This is a genomic window from Gemmatimonadota bacterium, assembly GCA_016719105.1.
Classification (GTDB): domain Bacteria; phylum Gemmatimonadota; class Gemmatimonadetes; order Gemmatimonadales; family Gemmatimonadaceae; genus SCN-70-22.
The window spans coordinates 139248-156531 of record JADKAQ010000016.1 but is presented as its reverse complement, the minus strand read 5'-3'; the positions used below and the strand labels follow the sequence as shown (position 1 = coordinate 156531).

General features: G+C 70.3%; 14 protein-coding genes. 4 read left to right on the top strand and 10 right to left on the bottom strand.

The genetic code is table 11. The features are described from left to right. Positions 1-11 precede the first annotated feature (11 nt). Genes IPN47_16765 through IPN47_16740 form a run of 6 tightly spaced genes read right to left on the bottom strand, consistent with a single transcriptional unit; the run spans position 12 to position 5415 of the window. Positions 12-1376 (bottom strand): sigma-54-dependent Fis family transcriptional regulator, encoded by a 1365-nt coding sequence (locus IPN47_16765; protein MBK9409665.1) that lies wholly within the window; start codon positions 1374-1376, stop codon positions 12-14. After that, complete coding sequence (locus IPN47_16760; GenBank protein ID MBK9409664.1) at positions 1373-2017, bottom strand: hypothetical protein; 645 nt, start codon at positions 2015-2017, stop codon at positions 1373-1375. Before IPN47_16760 ends, IPN47_16765 begins: the two co-directional genes overlap by 4 nt. Then, positions 2017-2580 carry an RNA 2',3'-cyclic phosphodiesterase gene (gene thpR / locus IPN47_16755; protein MBK9409663.1) on the bottom strand — a complete coding sequence of 188 codons (564 nt, stop codon included), beginning with the start codon at positions 2578-2580 and terminating at the stop codon, positions 2017-2019. Before thpR ends, IPN47_16760 begins: the two co-directional genes overlap by 1 nt. Further along, complete coding sequence (locus IPN47_16750) at positions 2549-2842, bottom strand: hypothetical protein (GenBank protein MBK9409662.1); 294 nt, start codon at positions 2840-2842, stop codon at positions 2549-2551. Before IPN47_16750 ends, thpR begins: the two co-directional genes overlap by 32 nt. Further along, positions 2839-3792 (bottom strand): ATP-dependent sacrificial sulfur transferase LarE, encoded by a 954-nt coding sequence (gene larE, locus IPN47_16745; protein MBK9409661.1) that lies wholly within the window; start codon positions 3790-3792, stop codon positions 2839-2841. Before larE ends, IPN47_16750 begins: the two co-directional genes overlap by 4 nt. 9 nt (positions 3793-3801) lie before the next feature. Next, positions 3802-5415: a YifB family Mg chelatase-like AAA ATPase gene (locus IPN47_16740; protein MBK9409660.1), complete on the bottom strand. Its 1614-nt coding sequence runs from the start codon at positions 5413-5415 to the stop codon at positions 3802-3804. A 152-nt stretch (positions 5416-5567) separates the two neighbouring features. On the opposite strand from IPN47_16740, the gene IPN47_16735 reads away from it, so the two are divergent. Next, complete coding sequence (locus IPN47_16735) at positions 5568-6332, top strand: hypothetical protein (GenBank protein MBK9409659.1); 765 nt, start codon at positions 5568-5570, stop codon at positions 6330-6332. Positions 6333-6374: 42 nt separating this feature from the next. Here the strand turns inward: IPN47_16735 and IPN47_16730 are convergent, their stop codons facing one another. From IPN47_16730 to IPN47_16720, 3 genes are all read right to left on the bottom strand, one after another. Next, complete coding sequence (locus tag IPN47_16730; GenBank protein MBK9409658.1) at positions 6375-7574, bottom strand: HD domain-containing protein; 1200 nt, start codon at positions 7572-7574, stop codon at positions 6375-6377. Then, entirely contained in the window at positions 7571-9667 is a 2097-nt protein-coding gene (locus IPN47_16725; GenBank protein ID MBK9409657.1) for a hypothetical protein, read from the bottom strand. Before IPN47_16725 ends, IPN47_16730 begins: the two co-directional genes overlap by 4 nt. A gap of 105 nt (positions 9668-9772) precedes the next feature. After that, positions 9773-10918 (bottom strand): divalent metal cation transporter, encoded by a 1146-nt coding sequence (locus IPN47_16720; GenBank protein ID MBK9409656.1) that lies wholly within the window; start codon positions 10916-10918, stop codon positions 9773-9775. Between the two features lie 447 nt (positions 10919-11365). On the opposite strand from IPN47_16720, the gene IPN47_16715 reads away from it, so the two are divergent. After that, positions 11366-11758 carry a winged helix-turn-helix transcriptional regulator gene (locus tag IPN47_16715; protein MBK9409655.1) on the top strand — a complete coding sequence of 131 codons (393 nt, stop codon included), beginning with the start codon at positions 11366-11368 and terminating at the stop codon, positions 11756-11758. A 128-nt stretch (positions 11759-11886) separates the two neighbouring features. Here IPN47_16715 and IPN47_16710 read toward each other — a convergent pair whose 3' ends face one another. Further along, positions 11887-13755, bottom strand: coding sequence for an ABC transporter ATP-binding protein (locus IPN47_16710; protein MBK9409654.1), 1869 nt, complete (start codon positions 13753-13755; stop codon positions 11887-11889). A gap of 232 nt (positions 13756-13987) precedes the next feature. Between IPN47_16710 and IPN47_16705 the strand changes: the two genes are divergently transcribed. Both IPN47_16705 and IPN47_16700 read left to right on the top strand, forming a co-directional pair. Next, positions 13988-14362: a hypothetical protein gene (locus IPN47_16705; GenBank protein MBK9409653.1), complete on the top strand. Its 375-nt coding sequence runs from the start codon at positions 13988-13990 to the stop codon at positions 14360-14362. 227 nt (positions 14363-14589) lie between these two features. Beyond that, positions 14590-17271 carry a GAF domain-containing protein gene (locus tag IPN47_16700; GenBank protein MBK9409652.1) on the top strand — a complete coding sequence of 894 codons (2682 nt, stop codon included), beginning with the start codon at positions 14590-14592 and terminating at the stop codon, positions 17269-17271. Positions 17272-17284 lie beyond the last annotated feature (13 nt).

Below are 17284 nucleotides of genomic sequence, written 5' to 3'. Positions count from 1 at the left end.
AGACGAGTGGCTCACTTTTCCCGTTCCAGTGCGTACCGCTCGATCTTCTTGTAGAGGTTGGAGCGGGGCATGTCGAGGGCGCGGGCGGTTTCGGAGACGTTCCACTCGAAGGCGCGAAGCTTGTGCAGGAGGTAGGCGCGTTCCGCCGCGTCCTTGAACGTCTCGAAGGTCTCGATGTCCAGCAGCGAGCCAAGGCTCGCGCCATCCGCCGGTCGGGCCCCGGTGAGGCGGGAGACGTCGGCGGCGGTGACGCGCATCCCTGACGAGAGGATCAGGAGGCGCTCGATCGCGTTGCGCAGTTCGCGCACGTTCCCCGGCCACTCCATCTGCGCGAGCGCGTCGATCGCCCCCGCGTCGAGGGTACGGGCCGGCGCCCCTTCCCGTCGGGAAAGCTGGTCGACGAAGTGCTGCGCGAGCAGCGGGATGTCCTCACGACGCTCGTGCAGCGGCGGGACGTGCAGCGGGACGACGTTGAGGCGATAGAACAGGTCCTCGCGAAAGCGCCCCGCCGCGATCTCCTCCGGCAAGTCCTTGTTGGTCGCCGCGAGGACCCGCACGTCGACCTGCACGCGCTTGGCGCCGCCGATGCGCGTCACTTCGCCGTCCTGCAACACGCGCAGCACCTTGGCCTGCGCCGACGGACTCATGTCGCCGATCTCGTCGAGAAAGAGCGTCCCCTTGTCGGCCTGCTCGAACTTGCCGGCGCGATCCTGGATCGCGCCGGTGAACGACCCCTTCATGTGGCCGAACAGTTCGCTCTCGATCAGCTCCGAGGGAATCGCCGCGCAGTTCACCTCGATGAAGGGCTTCTGCAGCCTGGGTGAGAGGCGATGGATCGCGCGCGCGACGAGTTCCTTCCCCGTCCCGTTGTCGCCGGTGATGAGGACACGCGCCGGCGTCGGCGCCACCTTCTCGATCTGCCCCATCAGCGTGCGGATGGCGAACGACTTGCCCACGATCTCGTAGCGCGATTCGATCGACGCCCGCAGCTGCGCGTTTTCCTCCTGCAGCGAAAGGTGCTGCAGCGTGTTGCGCAGGAGGACGAGGATGCGGTCGGTGTCGAGCGGCTTCTCCAGGATGTCGTAGGCGCCGAGCTGCGTCGCTTCGACCGCCGTCTGGATCGTCGCGTGCCCGCTGATCATGACGATGGTGGCCGCCGGGTCCAACTGGCGAATGCGGCGCAGCGCCTCGAGCCCGTCCATCCCCGCCATCTTCACGTCGAGGAAGGTGAGCTGCGGGCGCCACTTCTCGTACTCCGCGATGCCGTCGGCGGCGTTGGAGACGGCCTTCACGTCGTAGCCCTCGTACTCGAGGAGCTGGCCTAACGCGGCGCGCACGCCCTGTTCATCGTCGACGATGAGGATACGACGGCTCATGAGACGGTCTTGTAGAGGGTCACGCGCCCCTTCCCCACCCGCACGTCGCCCACCGACGGCGGGAGCGGGAAGGCGATCGCACGCGCCGGCTCCCCCTCGGGGCGGTCGCGGCGATCGACCTGGCGGATCAGCGCGGCGATCGCGGGGGTCGGTACGGCAAGGTCGTTGATGCGCACCTCCTGCACGATGAACAGCCCACGTCCCGGCCCGGCCACATCGAGCGTCCCCGCCAGCGTCACCCGCTGGCGCGACTCGAGCAGCGACGCCAGCGGCCCCAACGCGTCAATCCCGCGCAACTCCGCCGGGTCGAGCGTCGTGCGCAGGAGAAGGCGGTCGCCAGAGACCGCGGCCTCGACGTCGCGGCTGAACGCCGGGAGGCGGCGCCGCGCATCGACCAACACCAGCGACGAAGCCTCCGCCGCGGTGAGATTCGCGAAGACCGGCCCCGACTTCTTTGCCATCGACTCGACGACGCGTTTGGCGCGAGCGCGCCGGTCGTCGGTCACCCGATCGAAGTCACCGAGCACCGCGGGACGTGTCCCCGTGATGGCGGGGAGCCAGCGATCGCGCGTGGCGTAACCGCCGACGCCGAGGATCGCGATGAGCGTGAGGCAGCCAAGCGAACGAAGGCAGCCGAACATCAGCGAGCTCCCAAGGGGAAGGTGTCCAGTTCGCGATAGCTCGGGCCGCCCGGCCCGAGGGTGCTCTGCACCAGCGCCACGCCGCGCACGGCGAGCGACCAGCTGGCGGTGACGTCGTGCAGTGCGCGCTCGAGGGTGTGCGCCGTGTCGACGGCGAGCGCCTCCCCAACCCGCCCCAGCGTGACGTGCGCGCGAAACGGGCGCGACTCGGCGTCCACGCCGAGCGGCGTGAGGGCGTCGTCGAGGTGACGGGCGAGGGTGGCGAGCGGTGCCGGCGGGTGCATGCCAAGCCATACGACACGAGGGCGCCGGAAGTTTGGAAAGGCCCCGGCCCCACGCAGCGTGACCCGCAGCGCGGGGAGACCCGCCACGACCTCGCGCACCACCTCGGCGATCGGCCCGACGTCGGACGCCGGGCGCTCGCCGATGAACTTCATCGTCAGATGCAACTGCGCGGCGCGCACCCAGCGCACGCGGGGGGCGGCGGCGCGCGCCGGCGCCGTCGCGCGTTCGATCGCGTCCTGCAGTTCCTCAGGCAGAGTGACCGCCAGAAAGAGCCGCATGGGCCTCGGACCGGGGGACGATTTCCAGCGCGACGTGCGAGAATCCTGCGGCGATCGCGACCTGTACCAACCACTCCCGCGTGACGCGGTCGACGCCGGCCCCCGCCGCTCGCGGGATCACGAGGGCGAGCGCGCCGCGTTCCTCCGCGGTAGCGGCGAACGGCCCGGCATCGAGCGCGCGCTGCAGCCGTTGCAGCGCGGCCGATCGCTCCGCCGATTCCGGCGCGCTTGTTCCGGTCGCGCCGCGTGCGTCCGCGCTCATGATGCGTCGGCGGTCACGCCACTGAGGACGTTGAGCGATCCCGAGCGAAAGCCGCGCAGGTCGATCGCCACGCGCGCGAAGCCCGCGCCGCGCACCGCGCTCGCCACGCGCGCCGCCGACGCCGGCTCCAGCCAGACGGCGAGTTCGTCGGCCCCCAGTTCGACGCGCGCGAGTTCTCCATGATGTCGCACGCGCAGGTCGCCGGACACACCAAGCGCGCGCAGCGCCGCCTCCGCGCGCTCGACCTGCGCCAGACGCGCTGGGGTGACCGCCGTGCCGTACGGCAGGCGAGACGAGAGGCAGGGCGACGATGGCTGCGACCACGTGGGGATCCCGCGGCGCGCCGACAGGGCGCGGATGTCGCGCTTGGTGAGCCCCACGTCGGCCATCGGCGAGCGAACGCCGTGCTCGCGCGCTGCCGCCGCACCCGGGCGATAGTCACCGAGATCGTCGGCGTTGGTTCCGTCGATCACCACCGCGAGCCCCCGTTCCTCGGCGATCGGGGCGAGTCGGTCCCACAACTCGGTCTTGCAGTAGTAGCAGCGATTGACGGGATTGGCCGCGTAGCGCGGATCGTTCAGCTCGTCGGTGTCGACCTCGAGGACCGGAATACCGAAGCGATCGGCGACCGCACGCGCGGTCGCCCACTGCGACGCCGGGTACGAGGCCGAGCGTCCGATGACCGCGAGCATCCGCGTGGCGCCGAGTACCTCGAGCGCGAGCGTCGCGAGATACGCGGAATCGACCCCGCCACTGAAGCCGACGAGGACCGACCCCTGTTGCAGGAGCCAGCCGGCCAGGGCCGCCTCGCGCGCTTCGGCCTCGGCGCCCACAGCCGCATCCGCGTCGACGCCAGCGTCGAGGTCGGTGGCCGACTCCGCTTCGGCGCCGACCGCCGCGCGCGGAACGACGTCGGCGATGGGCGCTGGCGCGCGTGAAGAGGACGACATGCGGCAAAGCTACGCGACCTCCGCGCGCGCTGACAGGCTGTCGGGAGTTCGAACGAAGAGCGCTTCGGCAACGTGCATCTGCTCGATGCCATCGCTCCCATCGAGGTCGGCGACGGTGCGCGCGACTTTGAGCACGCGATGGTAGCCCCGCGCCGAAAGCGCGAGGCGGTCGGCAGAGGTGGTGAGCAGCGATCGCGCATCCGTGGAGATCGGGGTGTGCGCGTCGAGCCACCGCCCCGCGACGTGCGCATTGCAGGTGACGCGACGAAGTCGTCGGTAGCGCTCGTGCTGCCTTACACGCGCGGCCACGACACGTGCGCGCACGAGCGCCGAGGCCTCTCCCTCGGTCCTTTCGCCGAGTGCCGCGATGGAGACGGCGGGGACATGGATCGTCATGTCCAGGCGATCGGCGAGCGGCCCCGAGACGCGTGCGCGGTGGCGCGACACGTCGGTCGGCGTACAGGTGCAGGGGCGCGTGCCCTGCCCGGCGTGACCACAAGGGCACGGATTCATGGCGCCGACGAGGGCAAATCGAGCCGGGAAGGCCAGCGACTGCTGCGCGCGCGAGATGACCACGCGCCCGTCCTCCATGGGTTGCCGAAGGGCGTCGAGGACCGCCCGGGGGATTTCCTGCAACTCGTCGAGGAAGAGGACGCCGTGATGCGCGAGACTCACCTCGCCGGGACGGGGGAGCGACCCGCCGCCGATGAGCGCCGCCACCGAGAGGGTATGGTGCGGCGCTCGGAAGGGACGCTCCCCCACGATGCGTCCGCGCGCCGAGAGGACGCCGGCGACCGACTGAATCGCCATCACCTCGAGCGCTTCGTCCTCGCTGAGCGGCGGGAGGATTCCCGCGAGTCGCCGCGCCAGCATCGTCTTGCCGCCCCCCGGTGGGCCGACGAGCAGCAGGGCGTGCCCGCCGGCGGCGGCGATCTCGAGGGCACGCTTGGCCGACTCCTGCCCGACCACGTCGCGCAGGTCGAGACGCTCGTCGGCGCCGACGAGGCCCGGCGTCGGCGTGTCCGCGTCCGCGCCGTCGCCCCCTGTTTCGCCGCGGCGCGGCAGCGGCGCGATGCCGTCCCACCGCCCCGTGCCTCGCGCGCGCAGCGCGGCCACGAGCGCGCCGAGTGTGGCGGGGGCGACGCTGTGCAGCCGCGAGACGACCCGCGCCTCGTCGGCGTTGTGCGGCGGGACGACGAGCGTGAGCCGGTCGTCGCGCGTCCGCGCGCCACTCGTCGCCAGATGCAACGCGACGGGGAGGATCCCGCGCACGCCGCGCACCGAGCCGTCGAGTCCCAGCTCGCCTAACGCGGCCACGCCGTCGACCGCGGCCGCGTCGAGCTGTCCCGTGGCGACGAGGACGCCGAGGGCGATGGGGAGGTCGAAGGCGGTGCCGTCCTTCCGTTGGTCGGCCGGGGCGAGGTTGATGGTGTAACGCCGTGGCGGGAGCAGGAACCCGGCATTGGCGAGCGCCGACGCCACGCGTTCCTTCGCCTCCTTCACCGCGCCGGCGGCGAGCCCCACGATGGTCCACTGGGGGAGCCCCTTGGTGGCGTCGACCTCCACGGTGACGTCGTAGGCCTCGACCCCCAGGACGGCGGCAGAACGAATGGCTGCGAGCATGACGGGAAGGTCGCGGCGCTCGGGCCAGAGCGCGGTACCGTTTTCACGCGAACCGGTCCAATCCGTTGCCGCGCGCGGCGGCGCTCGTACCTTTCGATCGCCGCCGCTGCACCGGGGGCGCCACTCCCCATCTTCTCCGTTCCGATCCCGCCATGTCGATCCAGTACATCGACCCATCGCTCCCGCGTGTCATCGATGGGTGGCGCTCCCCGCGCCTCGGACTCCACATGCCGATCGTATCGTACGGCTACGCCGGCGCCCCGATCCTGCTCTTCCCCACCGCCGCCGCCGACTTCCTCGAGAACGAGCGCTTCTTTCTGGTGAAGGCGGTCGAGCAGTCACTGATGGCGGGACGCATCCGCCTGTTCTCGATCGACAGCATCAATTCCTACGCGTGGATGGACCGGGACACCCCGGTCCCGGAGCGGGCGCGACGCCAGGCGCTGTACTCGTCCTACATCGAGGAAGAGGTGGTGCCGTACATGCGCACGGTCTGTCGCGACGGCGGGGCGCGTGCGCTCACGACCGGAGCGTCGTTCGGCGCGTTTCACGCGGCCAACGCCTTCCTTCGGCGCCCCGATCTCTTTGGCGGGATGATCGCGATGTCGGGCTTCTACGACCTGTCGCCGAACTACCTCAAGGGGTACACCGACGACAACGTCTTCTTCAACAACCCGCTCTGGTACCTCCCCGGCATCGAGGGAGGAGCGCTCCACCTGCTCCAACAGCAGTCGCGCATCGTCATCGTCACGGGCCAGGGGGCGTACGAGGCCCCCGATGCCTCGCGCCGACTCTCGGAGTCGCTGCACGCCAAGGGGATTCCGCACTGGCTCGACCTGTGGGGGCACGACGTGCGCCACGACTGGCCGGCGTGGCGCCAGATGCTCCCGTATCATCTGGGGCACCTGGGGCTCTAGCACCGATCGCCGGGACGCGCACCTCCCGGCGACCGGCGCGCGTCACAACGCGCCGACCAGCACGTCCTCGTCGATGGAACGCGCGTGTGCCAGCCGCATCTCCGACCCGCGAATCATCGAGAGGAAAGCATCGGCGATCACGGGGTCGAACTCGCTCCCGATGCGCTTCTCGATGTAGGCGAGGATCGACGCGGTGTCCCACGCCACGCGGTAGGGGCGGTGCGTGCGCAGGGCATCGAAGACGTCGCAGACGTGCACGAGGCGGCTGGCGTGGTGGCAGTCCCGCCGGGTGCAACGCGTGGGGTAACCGCCACCGTCGATCATGATGTGGTGCTCGAAGGCGACGACCGCGCTGAGGTCCAGGTGCCGGTCCGCCTCGAGGATGAGTCTGGCCCCCTCCACCGTGTGCGACCGCATGAGGTCGAACTCCTCTGGCGTGAGGACCCCCGGCTTATTGAGCACCTCGGGCGGGATCTTCACCTTGCCGAGGTCGTGGAGCAGCCCCGCGACGCCGTAACCCTTCACCTCGCGCGCCGACAACCCCAGTCGCTCGGCGAGCCCCATCGCCAGCACCGAGACGTTGAGCGCGTGCGTGGTGGTGTACTGGTCGAACTCCTTCAGCGTGAGCAGCGGGATGAGCGCCCGCGAGGAGCCCTGCATCGCGTGGGCGAGCGAGTGGACCACCGCTTCGGCCTCCGCCAGGGGCAACTGGTGGGCCACCAGGACCTCGTCGTGCATCCAGGTCACGACGTCGGCCTCCTCGGAGAGGTCGAGGCGCTCGCTTTCCTCCAGTTCGGCGTCGATTGCCTCATCGTCGCTCTCCGCGTCACCGCGCACCCCCACGGCCCCGAAGCGGATCGGCGTCGCGCGCGGCGACGCGGCGATGGCGAGCGGCTTGTCGCGCATCCCCTGGGCGAGCGCCACACGCGTGAGCAGCTCCTCGAGGAAGGCGTGGTAGCTCTCCCGGTCGACGGCCGCCTCGAACTCGATGCGCTGCACCCCGGCGCTGGAGAAGCGCTGTGCCCAGTCCCAGTCGGCCAGGTCGCGCAACGTGCGCTCGTAGTAGATCACCTCGCGCCCCAGGAAGGAGAAGGTCGGCGTCGCGTCGACCTGCTGCAGGGTCCGCAGCCGCGCGAACGACGCGTCGGCCGCGCGCGCGCGCGACGGATGCCCCTCGGCATACAGGGACATCTTGGCCAGCGCCTGCGCCAGCGAGGTGAGGTACAGCGTCGCGTCGGTCATCGCCCTCCCAGGCGTTCGAGCCGCGCGCTTGCCGCGCGGCGTAGGTCGTCGTCGCGACTGCGCTCCGCCAGCCGCAACACCTGCTCGGCGGCCGGTTCGCCACGATGGAACTGCGCGATCGCCGCGATGATCGCGCGCACCTCCAACGACGACTTGCGCAGCCGCACCGATCCCACGATCCAGCGCGTGGTCAGGACCTGCGCCACGAGCCAGTCGAGCGTCTCCGGCGTGCGCACGCTGGCGATCGCGCGGGCCATGCGCGAGCGCAGCTCGGCGCCGATGTCCGGGTCGTCGTAGCGATGCATGAGCAGGCGGGCGGCCTCGATGGTACAGGCGCGCATGACCGCGCTCATTGCCAGCCCGAAGGTGCGCAGGTCGGCGTCGCGCAGCCCGAGCATCGTCCCCGCGTCGCGCGTGGCGTCGTGCTTGAGGAGGAATCGAATCGCCTCGCGACGCACGGCCGCATCGGGGTGCCGCGCGAGCACCGCCGGCTCCACCCCCGGCGGCCAGGCGTCGAGGCGGTCGAAGACCGCCAGCACGTGTCGCAGCGCGCGCGGCGGGAGCGTCGGGACCGCCTGCCCGAGCGGGACGAGGGCGTCGAACCCCAGGCGCATCATGAGCGCGACCGCCCACTCGGCATCCTGTTCGTCGCGACGCACCAGCGCCTGCAGGATCGGGTCGATGGCTCGCGCCCGCAACCGATCGACCGCGTGCCCGAGCACGTGCTGGTCGGGACGCTCGGCCGCCAGCTGCTCACGCAGCATCGCGTCGTTCACCAGGCGCCCTTCGAGCAGGTCCCGCTCCGGCGACTCCGGGAGCTTCATGAGCCGCTCGAGCGTGGCGGCGCCCCCCTCGCGCATCACCAGGCGCCCCAGCGCCGACTCGGTGCTCGTCGTCACCACCCCGGCGTCGAGACTCATCTCCACGATGCGCTCGGGTTCGCAGCTGTCGCGGTGCTGGTCGCGCGCCGCCCCCCCCGCGTGCTGCGCCAGGTCACCCAGCACCAGCGAGTATGCCTCGGGATTGGGATCATCCAGCGTCCAGTCGCGCAGCAATCGGCGCGTCACCCGGCGCAGGGCGGCGTCCATCGATCGCGCGGAGTTGCGCCCGCGCGAGGCGCCGCGCGCCAGCTTCTGCAGCAGCCGCAGCATCGCCGACGACACTGGCGCGCCGTCCTGGGCGGCCGCCACCCGCACCAGGTCGACCACCGCCTGCGCTCCGAGCACGTCGCTCGCCTTGTGCAGGAAGGCGTCGCGTCGCGTGCGATCGCCGTTCATCTCCAGCAGCTGCTGGATCGCCTCCTCGCTGAGGAGCTCCACCAGGCTTGTCATCCGTTGGCGCAGTCCGCCGTCGCCCGCGACCTCCGGCGACTCGAGTTCGTCCACGGCCCGCAGCAGCGCCGTCAGCACGTGATCACGGGAGCGTGGATCGGCGAGACGCCGCTCGATCGACGCCGCAAGCTGCGCCGGCTGATGCACCGCCGACCCCTCACCGTCTCCCGAGCCTTGGCCCTCGCCTTCGCCCCCGGCCAACGCCGTCTGGGCGAGGGCGGTCCACACCTCGCTCGCGCGACTCGCCACGACAGCCCCGACATCGCCGTCCTCCGCGTCATCGGAGAGGAGGGCGAGCTGGTGAAACGCCACCGGCGAGATGTGGATGTGCGGCCACTGGCGCTCGAGGTCCCGGGCTCGGCTGCCAATCGGTTCCCCGCCCCTCAGCGGAGAGTCCGAAAGGGCCGCAACAAAGCCGTCGAGTTCGTCGCGCGAGATCCCGACCATGAGGCGTACGCCACCCAGCTGGTGGTCGTGCATACGGCCGGCGAGGTCGCGCAGCAGCGGGTGCTCCTCGTCGGTCGGGTGTCCATCGAGGAGGAGGTGCGTCCGGGCGACGCCGATCGCCAGTTCATGGCGCATGGCGAAGATGTGCTGCAGCCGCGCGACCACCGTCTCGACCGCCCCGAGCTGCATGGGGTGCGCCGCCGGGTAGATCCCTCGCTTGTGGACGGCCACGGCAAAGTCCTGCGCGAACTCACGGAGTTCGTGCGGGATCGACTCGGTGTGACCGGTCGGGCTCGTGGCGGTGGGAGAGTGCATGGCGGGAGGTCGGCGGCGAGGGATCCGGCGACCTCCAAAAGACGATTGCGCCGCCTCGTCGTTACGAACTCCCGGCCGTCAGGCAGCCGCGATCTCCGCCCCCGCCTACCGCGTCAGAAGTGCCGGGATATCCCGCACGAGCGTGTACGCCCCCATCGCAGCCATGGAGACCGCCACCAGCCACCCCGCACCGAAGAGGAGCGGCGGGTGCCGGTAGTCGCCGACGATGTCGCGGCGTCGCGCAGCCATCAACATCGACGCGACGGCGACCGGAAGGATCAACCCGTTCAGCGACCCGACGAGTATCAGCGTCTTGACCGGTCGCCCCACCAGCAGGAAGCCCCCCGTCGACACCACGATGAACGCGATGATGACCCGGGCCGGTGAGCGGTCGACCCAGCCGCTCACCGAGCGGAGGAACGAGACCGAGGTGTAGGCCGCCCCCACCACCGACGTGATCGCCGCCGCCCACATCACGATCCCGAACAGGCGATAGCCCACGGCGCCGGTGGCCAGCTTGAAGACGGAGGCGGGGGGATTGGCCGCGTCGAGGACTCCCCCCTTCGACACCACGCCTAACGCGGCGAGGAAGAGCAGGACGCGCATCAACGACGCGATGCCGATGGCCCGTCCCGCCGAGCGCGTGACGGCCGGGATCGAGGCCGCGCCGCCGATCCCGGCATCGAGCAGGCGATGCGCGCCAGCGAAGGTGATGTAGCCGCCCACCGTCCCCCCCACGAGCGTCACGATCGCGAACACGTCGACGCGCTCGGGGACAATGGTGCGCACCACCGCCTCGCCGATCGGCGGGGTGGACGCAATGGCCACGTACACCGTGAGGCCGACCATCACGAAGCCGAGGAACTGCGCAAACCGATCCATCGCCCGACCGGCCTCCTTCACCAGGAAGAGGGCGATGGCGATCGCGGCGCTCACCACGGCCCCGGTCGTCACCGGGACCCCCAGCAGGACGTTGAGGCCGAGTCCCGCTCCCGCGACGTTCCCGATGTTGAAGGCCAGCCCTCCGATCGCCACGAGGGCGACGAGGAAGGTCCCCAGCCCCGGCAGGACGAGGTTGGCCACGTCCTGCGCCCGCCGGTTGGCCGCGGCGATGACCCGCCAGGTGGTGAGCTGTGCCCCGAGGTCGAGCAGGATGCTCATCAGGATGACGAAGCCGAAGCTCGCCCCGAGCCGCTCGGTGAAGACCGCCGTCTGCGTCAGGAAGCCCGGGCCGATGGCCGACGTCGCCATGAGGAAGGCGGCGCCGATCAGGGCGCTCTTTCGACTTCCCGATGGCGCGGCGGGCGCGGCAGGCGCGGGCACAGCGGGACGGTCGGGCGAGGCGGATTTCGAGGAGTCTGGCAAGTCGGCGGGGAAACGGGCGGCGGGAACTTACCGCAGGGGCAGCCGCGGCTACCACGCCTCCCGCAAATCTCCCGGTCTTCGGGCGCCGAATTGTGCCGACTCGAGCCGTCGCGCGCCGGGGCGCGCGGGGGACGTCGCGGCGCGCTGGGACGGGCGCCGGGATTCATCCCACCCAGACGGGCGGGAGCCGTAAGCCATTAGGACTACTTGGATTAGACTCTCGTTCCGATGGCGACGTCGACCGGTTTCTGCTATATAGGCGCGGCCTCGAATACCCGAAGCGCCGTACGCCTTACCGACCAGACCGTCCGCGCCGCACCCAGCCGTAGCCCAATGACGTCGACCACACCCGAAACGCGTGCCGCCGCCACTGGTTCCACGCAGTGGACCTTCCTCACGAACCACGCCCACGTCCTGTTGGCGATCGCCCGCGACCACGACGTACGGCTGCGCGAGATCGCCTCGCAGGTCGGGATCACCGAGCGCGCGGTCCAGAAGATCATCGCCGAGCTCGAAGAGTCGGGTGCGCTCACCAAGTCACGTGACGGGCGGCGCAATCACTACGAAGTGAACGCCGACGTCTCGTTGCGGCATCCGATGGAGTCGCATCGCACGCTGAGCGCCCTCGTGCAGATGGTCCTCGGCGTGCCACACTCGTCAAACGGCAATGGCACGGGGACGCACGGCGAGCACGAGAACGGCAACGGGAGCCATCCCGAAGACTGACGGCCGCGCGCGCCGAGCGGCATCGGGGCCGCGCGGCGCGTGGGTGGGATCGGCGCCGCCGGCCTAACGGGACACCCCGCGCCGGCGGCACCCCATGTCCGTGATCGAGCGTTCCTAACGAGCCCGCATCACGGGGCGCCCCGCCCGCGCGAGGGGGCGATCGCATCCGCCGCGTCGGGCTCCGGCGTGAAGTCCTCGCCGGGATTGATGAACCGGTCGGTCTCGATCCCGTACTGGCGATCGTGCAGCTCCTTGTACCGTCCGCGCAGCGCCATCAGCTCGGCGTGCGTTCCGCGCTCGATGATGCGCCCGTCCTCGATCACCAGGATCTGGTCGGCACTCTCGATCGTCGACAGGCGGTGGGCGATCACGAAGGTCGTGCGCCCCGTGCGCAGCCGCTGCAGCCCGTCGCGGATGAGCGCCTCGCTCTCGCTGTCGAGCGACGAGGTCGCCTCGTCCAGGATGAGGATGCGCGGATCGGCCAGGATCGCCCGCGCAATCGCCACCCGCTGGCGCTGGCCGCCGGACAGCTTCACGCCGCGCTCCCCGACGACCGTGTCGTAGCGCTTCTCCCACGTCTCGACGAACTCGTCGACGTGCGCGATGCGCGCCACCTGCCGGACCTCTTCGTCCGTGGCATCGGGACGGGCGTAGGCGATGTTGTCGCGGATCGAACCGTCGAAGAGGAAGTTGTCCTGCATAACGACGCCCAGGTGGCTGCGATACTCGTGCAGCTTGAGCGACTCGAGGTCGTGCCCATCGACGATGACCTGCCCCGACTTGGCGCGATTGAAGGCCATCACCAGCCCGATCAGCGTGCTCTTCCCGGCCCCGCTCGATCCCACGAGTGCGGTCGTCGACCCCGCCGGCGCCTGGAACGAGATGTCCTTGAGGACGGGGACCCCCTCGGTGTACTCGAAGTCGACGTGGCGGAACTCGATGGCCCCGTCGAGCGTGGGGACGGAGGCCTTGGACGCATCGAGCGCGTCCTCGGTCGCCATGTCGCGGATCTCGCGGATGCGATCGAGGCCGGCGAACGCCTCGGAGATCTGCGTCCCGATCGACGCGATCGACACCAGCGGCGCCGCCACCAGGCCGATGAAGAAGATGTAGCGCACGAAGTCGCCTAACGACATCTCGCCGGCGATGATGGCCTGTCCCCCCATGATCGTGAGCAGCACGCCGATCACGCCGACGATCGCCGTCGTCGCCGCCCCCACCGCGCTCGTCCCGGTGATGGTCGAGCGCACGTTGGCAAAGAGGCGCTCCGCCCCCCCGGCAAAGACGCGCTCCTCGCGATCCTCCGCCGTGTAGACCTTCACGATGCGGACGCCGCCGACCGTCTCCGTGAGGCGCCCGGTGACCTCGGCGTTGATCACGCTCCGCTCCCGGAAGATCGGGCGCAGGCGCTTGAAGGCGATCGCCATCATCACCCCGAACGCCGCCAGCACCACCAGCGTCAGCGAGGTGAGCTTCCAGCTCGTGTAGAACAGCACGCCCAGCGCGATGAGCGCGGTGAGCAGCCCCCCCACCAGCTGCACGATCCCGGTCCCGACGAGGTTCCGGATCCCCTCGGCGTCGGTCATGATGCGCGAGATCAGGACGCCGGTCTTGGTCGAATCGAAGAAGGAGACCGGAAGGCGCAGGATGTGCCGCTGCACGTCAATGCGCATGTCGGTGATGGCGCGCTGGGCCGCGATGCTCACGACCTGCGAGAGGGCGAACGACGTGATCGCCTGGATGATCGTTGCCCCGCCACTGGCCAACGCGAGCGGGAGCAGCAGGTCGACGCGCCCCTGCGAGAGGACGTTGTCGATCAGGTACTTCGAACTCGCCGGCAGGACCAGCCCGGAGAGTCGATTCACGAGCATGAGCAGGAAGCCGATCGCCAGCGAGCGCCGGTGCGTCCACATGAGCGCGCGGGTCTCGGACCAGGCGCGCGCCGTGTTCACCTTCGGCTTCTTCGGGGGCGTGGAGGGGAGCTTCGGTTCAGCCATTGTCGGATGCGGGAGACGGCATAAGGTAGCCAGCCGTCGGTCGTCGCGTGGTCGGCCGATCGGGGGACCCTCCCCCGACGGGGGATCTCTTCGCATTCTTAGCGGCGCGGGACCCGAGGCCCCACATCCGCCGCTCACCGACCACCCGCCCAGCCGCGCCGGCGTACGGCGCGAAACCGGGCGGACGACGGCGCGTAGGGGGAGCCAGACCATTCAGCGCCGAGAGAGTCTCATGTGGGTCGTGCTCAAGTCGTTGCTCGCCAAGTGGGCCATCCTCAAGCTCGTCCTCAAGGCCTTCGGGAGCCTGGGGTGGCTCCTCCCGCTCGCCTTCATCCTCAAGGCGCTTGGCTTGCCGTTCCTCATCATGCTCGCCGTGCTCGCGCTTCCGCTGCTGCTGGTCCTGGCGGTCATCGGGCTCCCCGTCCTGCTGGTCGTCCTCGTCGGCGGGTTCCTCGTCACGGTGACGATGTGGATCGTCTCGATCGGCGTGGTGGCGCTCAAGCTCGCGATTCCGCTGGTGCTGGCGTACTGGGTGCTGACGTGGATGCTCGGTCGCCGCGACGGCCCTGAGGCGAGCGCCGACGGCACCACGCCGGACGCCGCCTAACGACCCCGGGCGCGCCGCGCAACGCACTCGCCGGCCGCCCGCGCCGCACACCGGTCCAAGCGGTCACGCCGAACGGTGGCCGACGTGTCCGGCGTGGCCGGGCGCCGGGAACGCACGAGCCAGCGGATGGTTTTATCGATGGGTGTGCTAGGAGTTCCCCGAGTTGTTGGCGCCGCTTGTCGGTGACAGCTTGGAGGGACGCCACACTGCCCTTCGACGCCCCCGCCGTGTTCGAGTCGCTTCCGCCGTCAGACGATCGTCCTTTTGCCGCGCTCGAGAATCGGCCGCACAGCGTGGCCGAGCTTGCACGCGCGGCGCGCTTTGCGATCACACTGCAGCGGATCGCGGCCACGCTCGCCTCCTCGCTCGAGCGCGAGCAGGTGCTGAGTGCCATCCTGCGCAACTCGCTCGAGGCGATCGGGGCGTCAGCGGCCGCGGTGACCGAGCTGTCGGCAGATGGCGACACCCTCGCGGTGGTGGCCTGGATCGGGTATCCCGATACCCTCGTGTCGCGGTTCTCGCAGGTACGCGTCTCGGCGTTTCCCGCCGTCACGCGCCTCGTGCACGATCGCATTCCGCTCTACGTCACCTCGCAGCCCGCCCTCGAGGCGATCGCACCGGCCATCGCGCAGTTCTCCGCGCCCGCGGGCGCGCGCGTCGCGTTGCCGCTGGCGACCGCCGAGCGGTTCGTCGGTGTCCTGGTCATCACGTTCCCGGACGCGCGCGACTTTGCGCCTGACGAGCGTGAGTTCCTCGACGCGCTGGCCCACCAGTCGGCGCTCGCCCTGGAGCGCGCCCAGCTCTTCGCCCGCGAACGAGCGGCGCGGCACGCCGCCGAGGCCGCGATCGAACGGCACACGGACTCGCTCGATCGCATGAGCGACCAGTACTTCGTGTGCGATGCCGAGTGGCGCTACCGGCACCTGAATCGCGCCATGCGCGAGTTCGTGCGGGACAATGGCTTCGACCCTGATGACATGGTCGGGCGCGTGATCTGGGACGCCTTTCCCCGCCTCGTCGGCGGGGCGTTGCATCTGGCGATGCTCGAGGCGCGGCAAACGCGCGCCACCGTCCCCTTCACGGCGCGTGGCACCTACGCCGAGTCCTACTACGAAGGCAATGCCTTCCCGCTCGGCGATGGCGTGGGGGTGCACGCGGTCGACACCACCGTGCGCCGCCGTGCCGAGGAAGAGGTGTCCCGGCTCACCACGGCGCTCAAGCGCCGTGTCGATGAGATGGAGACGCTCCTCAAGGTGATCCCAGTCGGCATCGGACTGGCCAACGATCCGCAGGGGACCGACATCACCGTGAACCCCGCCATGGCCACCCTCCTGCGCATTCCCACCGGGGTCAACGCCTCCAAGTCGGGGCCCGACGGCGATGCCCTCCCGTTCCGTGCCTTCCGCGACGGCGCGGAGCTGCGAGCGGACCAGCTTCCGCTGCAGCTGGCGGCGAGCTCCGGCGAGTCCATCCCGTACAGCGAGCACGAACTGGTCTTCGAGGACCACACGCGCGTCACCCTGCTCGCCAGCGCCGCCCCGATCGTCGATGACGACCATCGCGTCCGCGGGAGTGTCGGGGCCTTCATCGACATCACCGCGCGCAAGCGTGCCGAGATCGCCTCCCGCGTCCTCGCCGAGGCGTCGGCCGCCTTCGCCGGATCCCTCGACATCCAGCGCACGTTCGCCCTGCTCGCGCAACGCGTCGTGCCGGAGCTGGCCGACGTCTGCGTGATCTTCGTCGTGCGGGATGGCGGGAGCATCGGCGTGGTGGCGATGGAATCGACCGATCAGTCGATGTTCGAGGCGCTGCAGGCCTTCGACCGGCAGCACCCGGTCGACGGCACGCCCACCCACCCGGTCTGGCATGCCCTGCGCGACGCGCGTTCGATCCTCGTCCCCAGCGTCAACGACGCCAGCATCGCCAGCATGCTCTCCGGCGAGCAGTCGGTCATCGAACTGGCGCGGGCCACCGGGACCACCTCGCTCCTCATGGTCCCGATCTCGACCCGCGGTCGCGTCCTCGGGGCCATGGGAATGGGGACACGCGGCATGCGGCGGCGATTCGACCAGGGCGACCTGGCGCTGGCCGAAGAGCTCGCACGACGCGCTGCGATGGCGCTCGACAATGCCCACCTACTCGCCGCCGAGCATCGCGCCCGTGGTGAGGCCGAAGCGGCACGGACCGAAGCCGAACGGGCGAGTCGCGCCAAGAGCGACTTCCTGGCGATGATGTCGCACGAGTTGCGCACCCCGCTCAATGCCATCGCCGGCTACGCCGAGCTCATCGAACTCGGGCTGCGCGGCGCCGTCACCGAGGCGCAGGTCGTCGACCTGCAAAAGATCCGGCAGAACCAGCGCCACCTGCTGGGGCTCATCAACTCGGTGCTGAACTTCGCCCGCCTCGACGCCGGCCGCGTGATGTACGACCTGACCAACGTCCCGGTGGCCGCGTCGATTCGCGCCGTCGAATCGCTCATCGAGCCGCAGCTGCGCGAGCGACGACTGGTGTACCAGATCTCCCCGTGCGACGCCACGGTCACGGTGCGCGCCGACAGCGAAAAGCTGCAGCAGATCCTGCTCAACCTGCTGGGCAACGCCGCCAAGTTCACCGCGGCCGGCGGCCAGATCGACGTGTCGTGCGCCGCGGAATCGCGCTTGGTGCACCTACGCGTGCGCGATACGGGGATCGGCATCCCCGCCGAGCAGTTCGAGCGGATCTTCGAGCCGTTCGTGCAGGCCAATCGCACCCTGCGCTCGTCCAAGGAGGGGGTGGGGCTCGGCCTGGCGATCTCGCGCGAACTCGCGCGCGGCATGGGAGGCGAACTGACGGTCGAGAGCGAAGTCGGCGAGGGCTCCACCTTCACCCTCACCCTCCCCCGCGGCCCGGACCGGGTCCCGTTCGCCTAACGACCGACTGCGA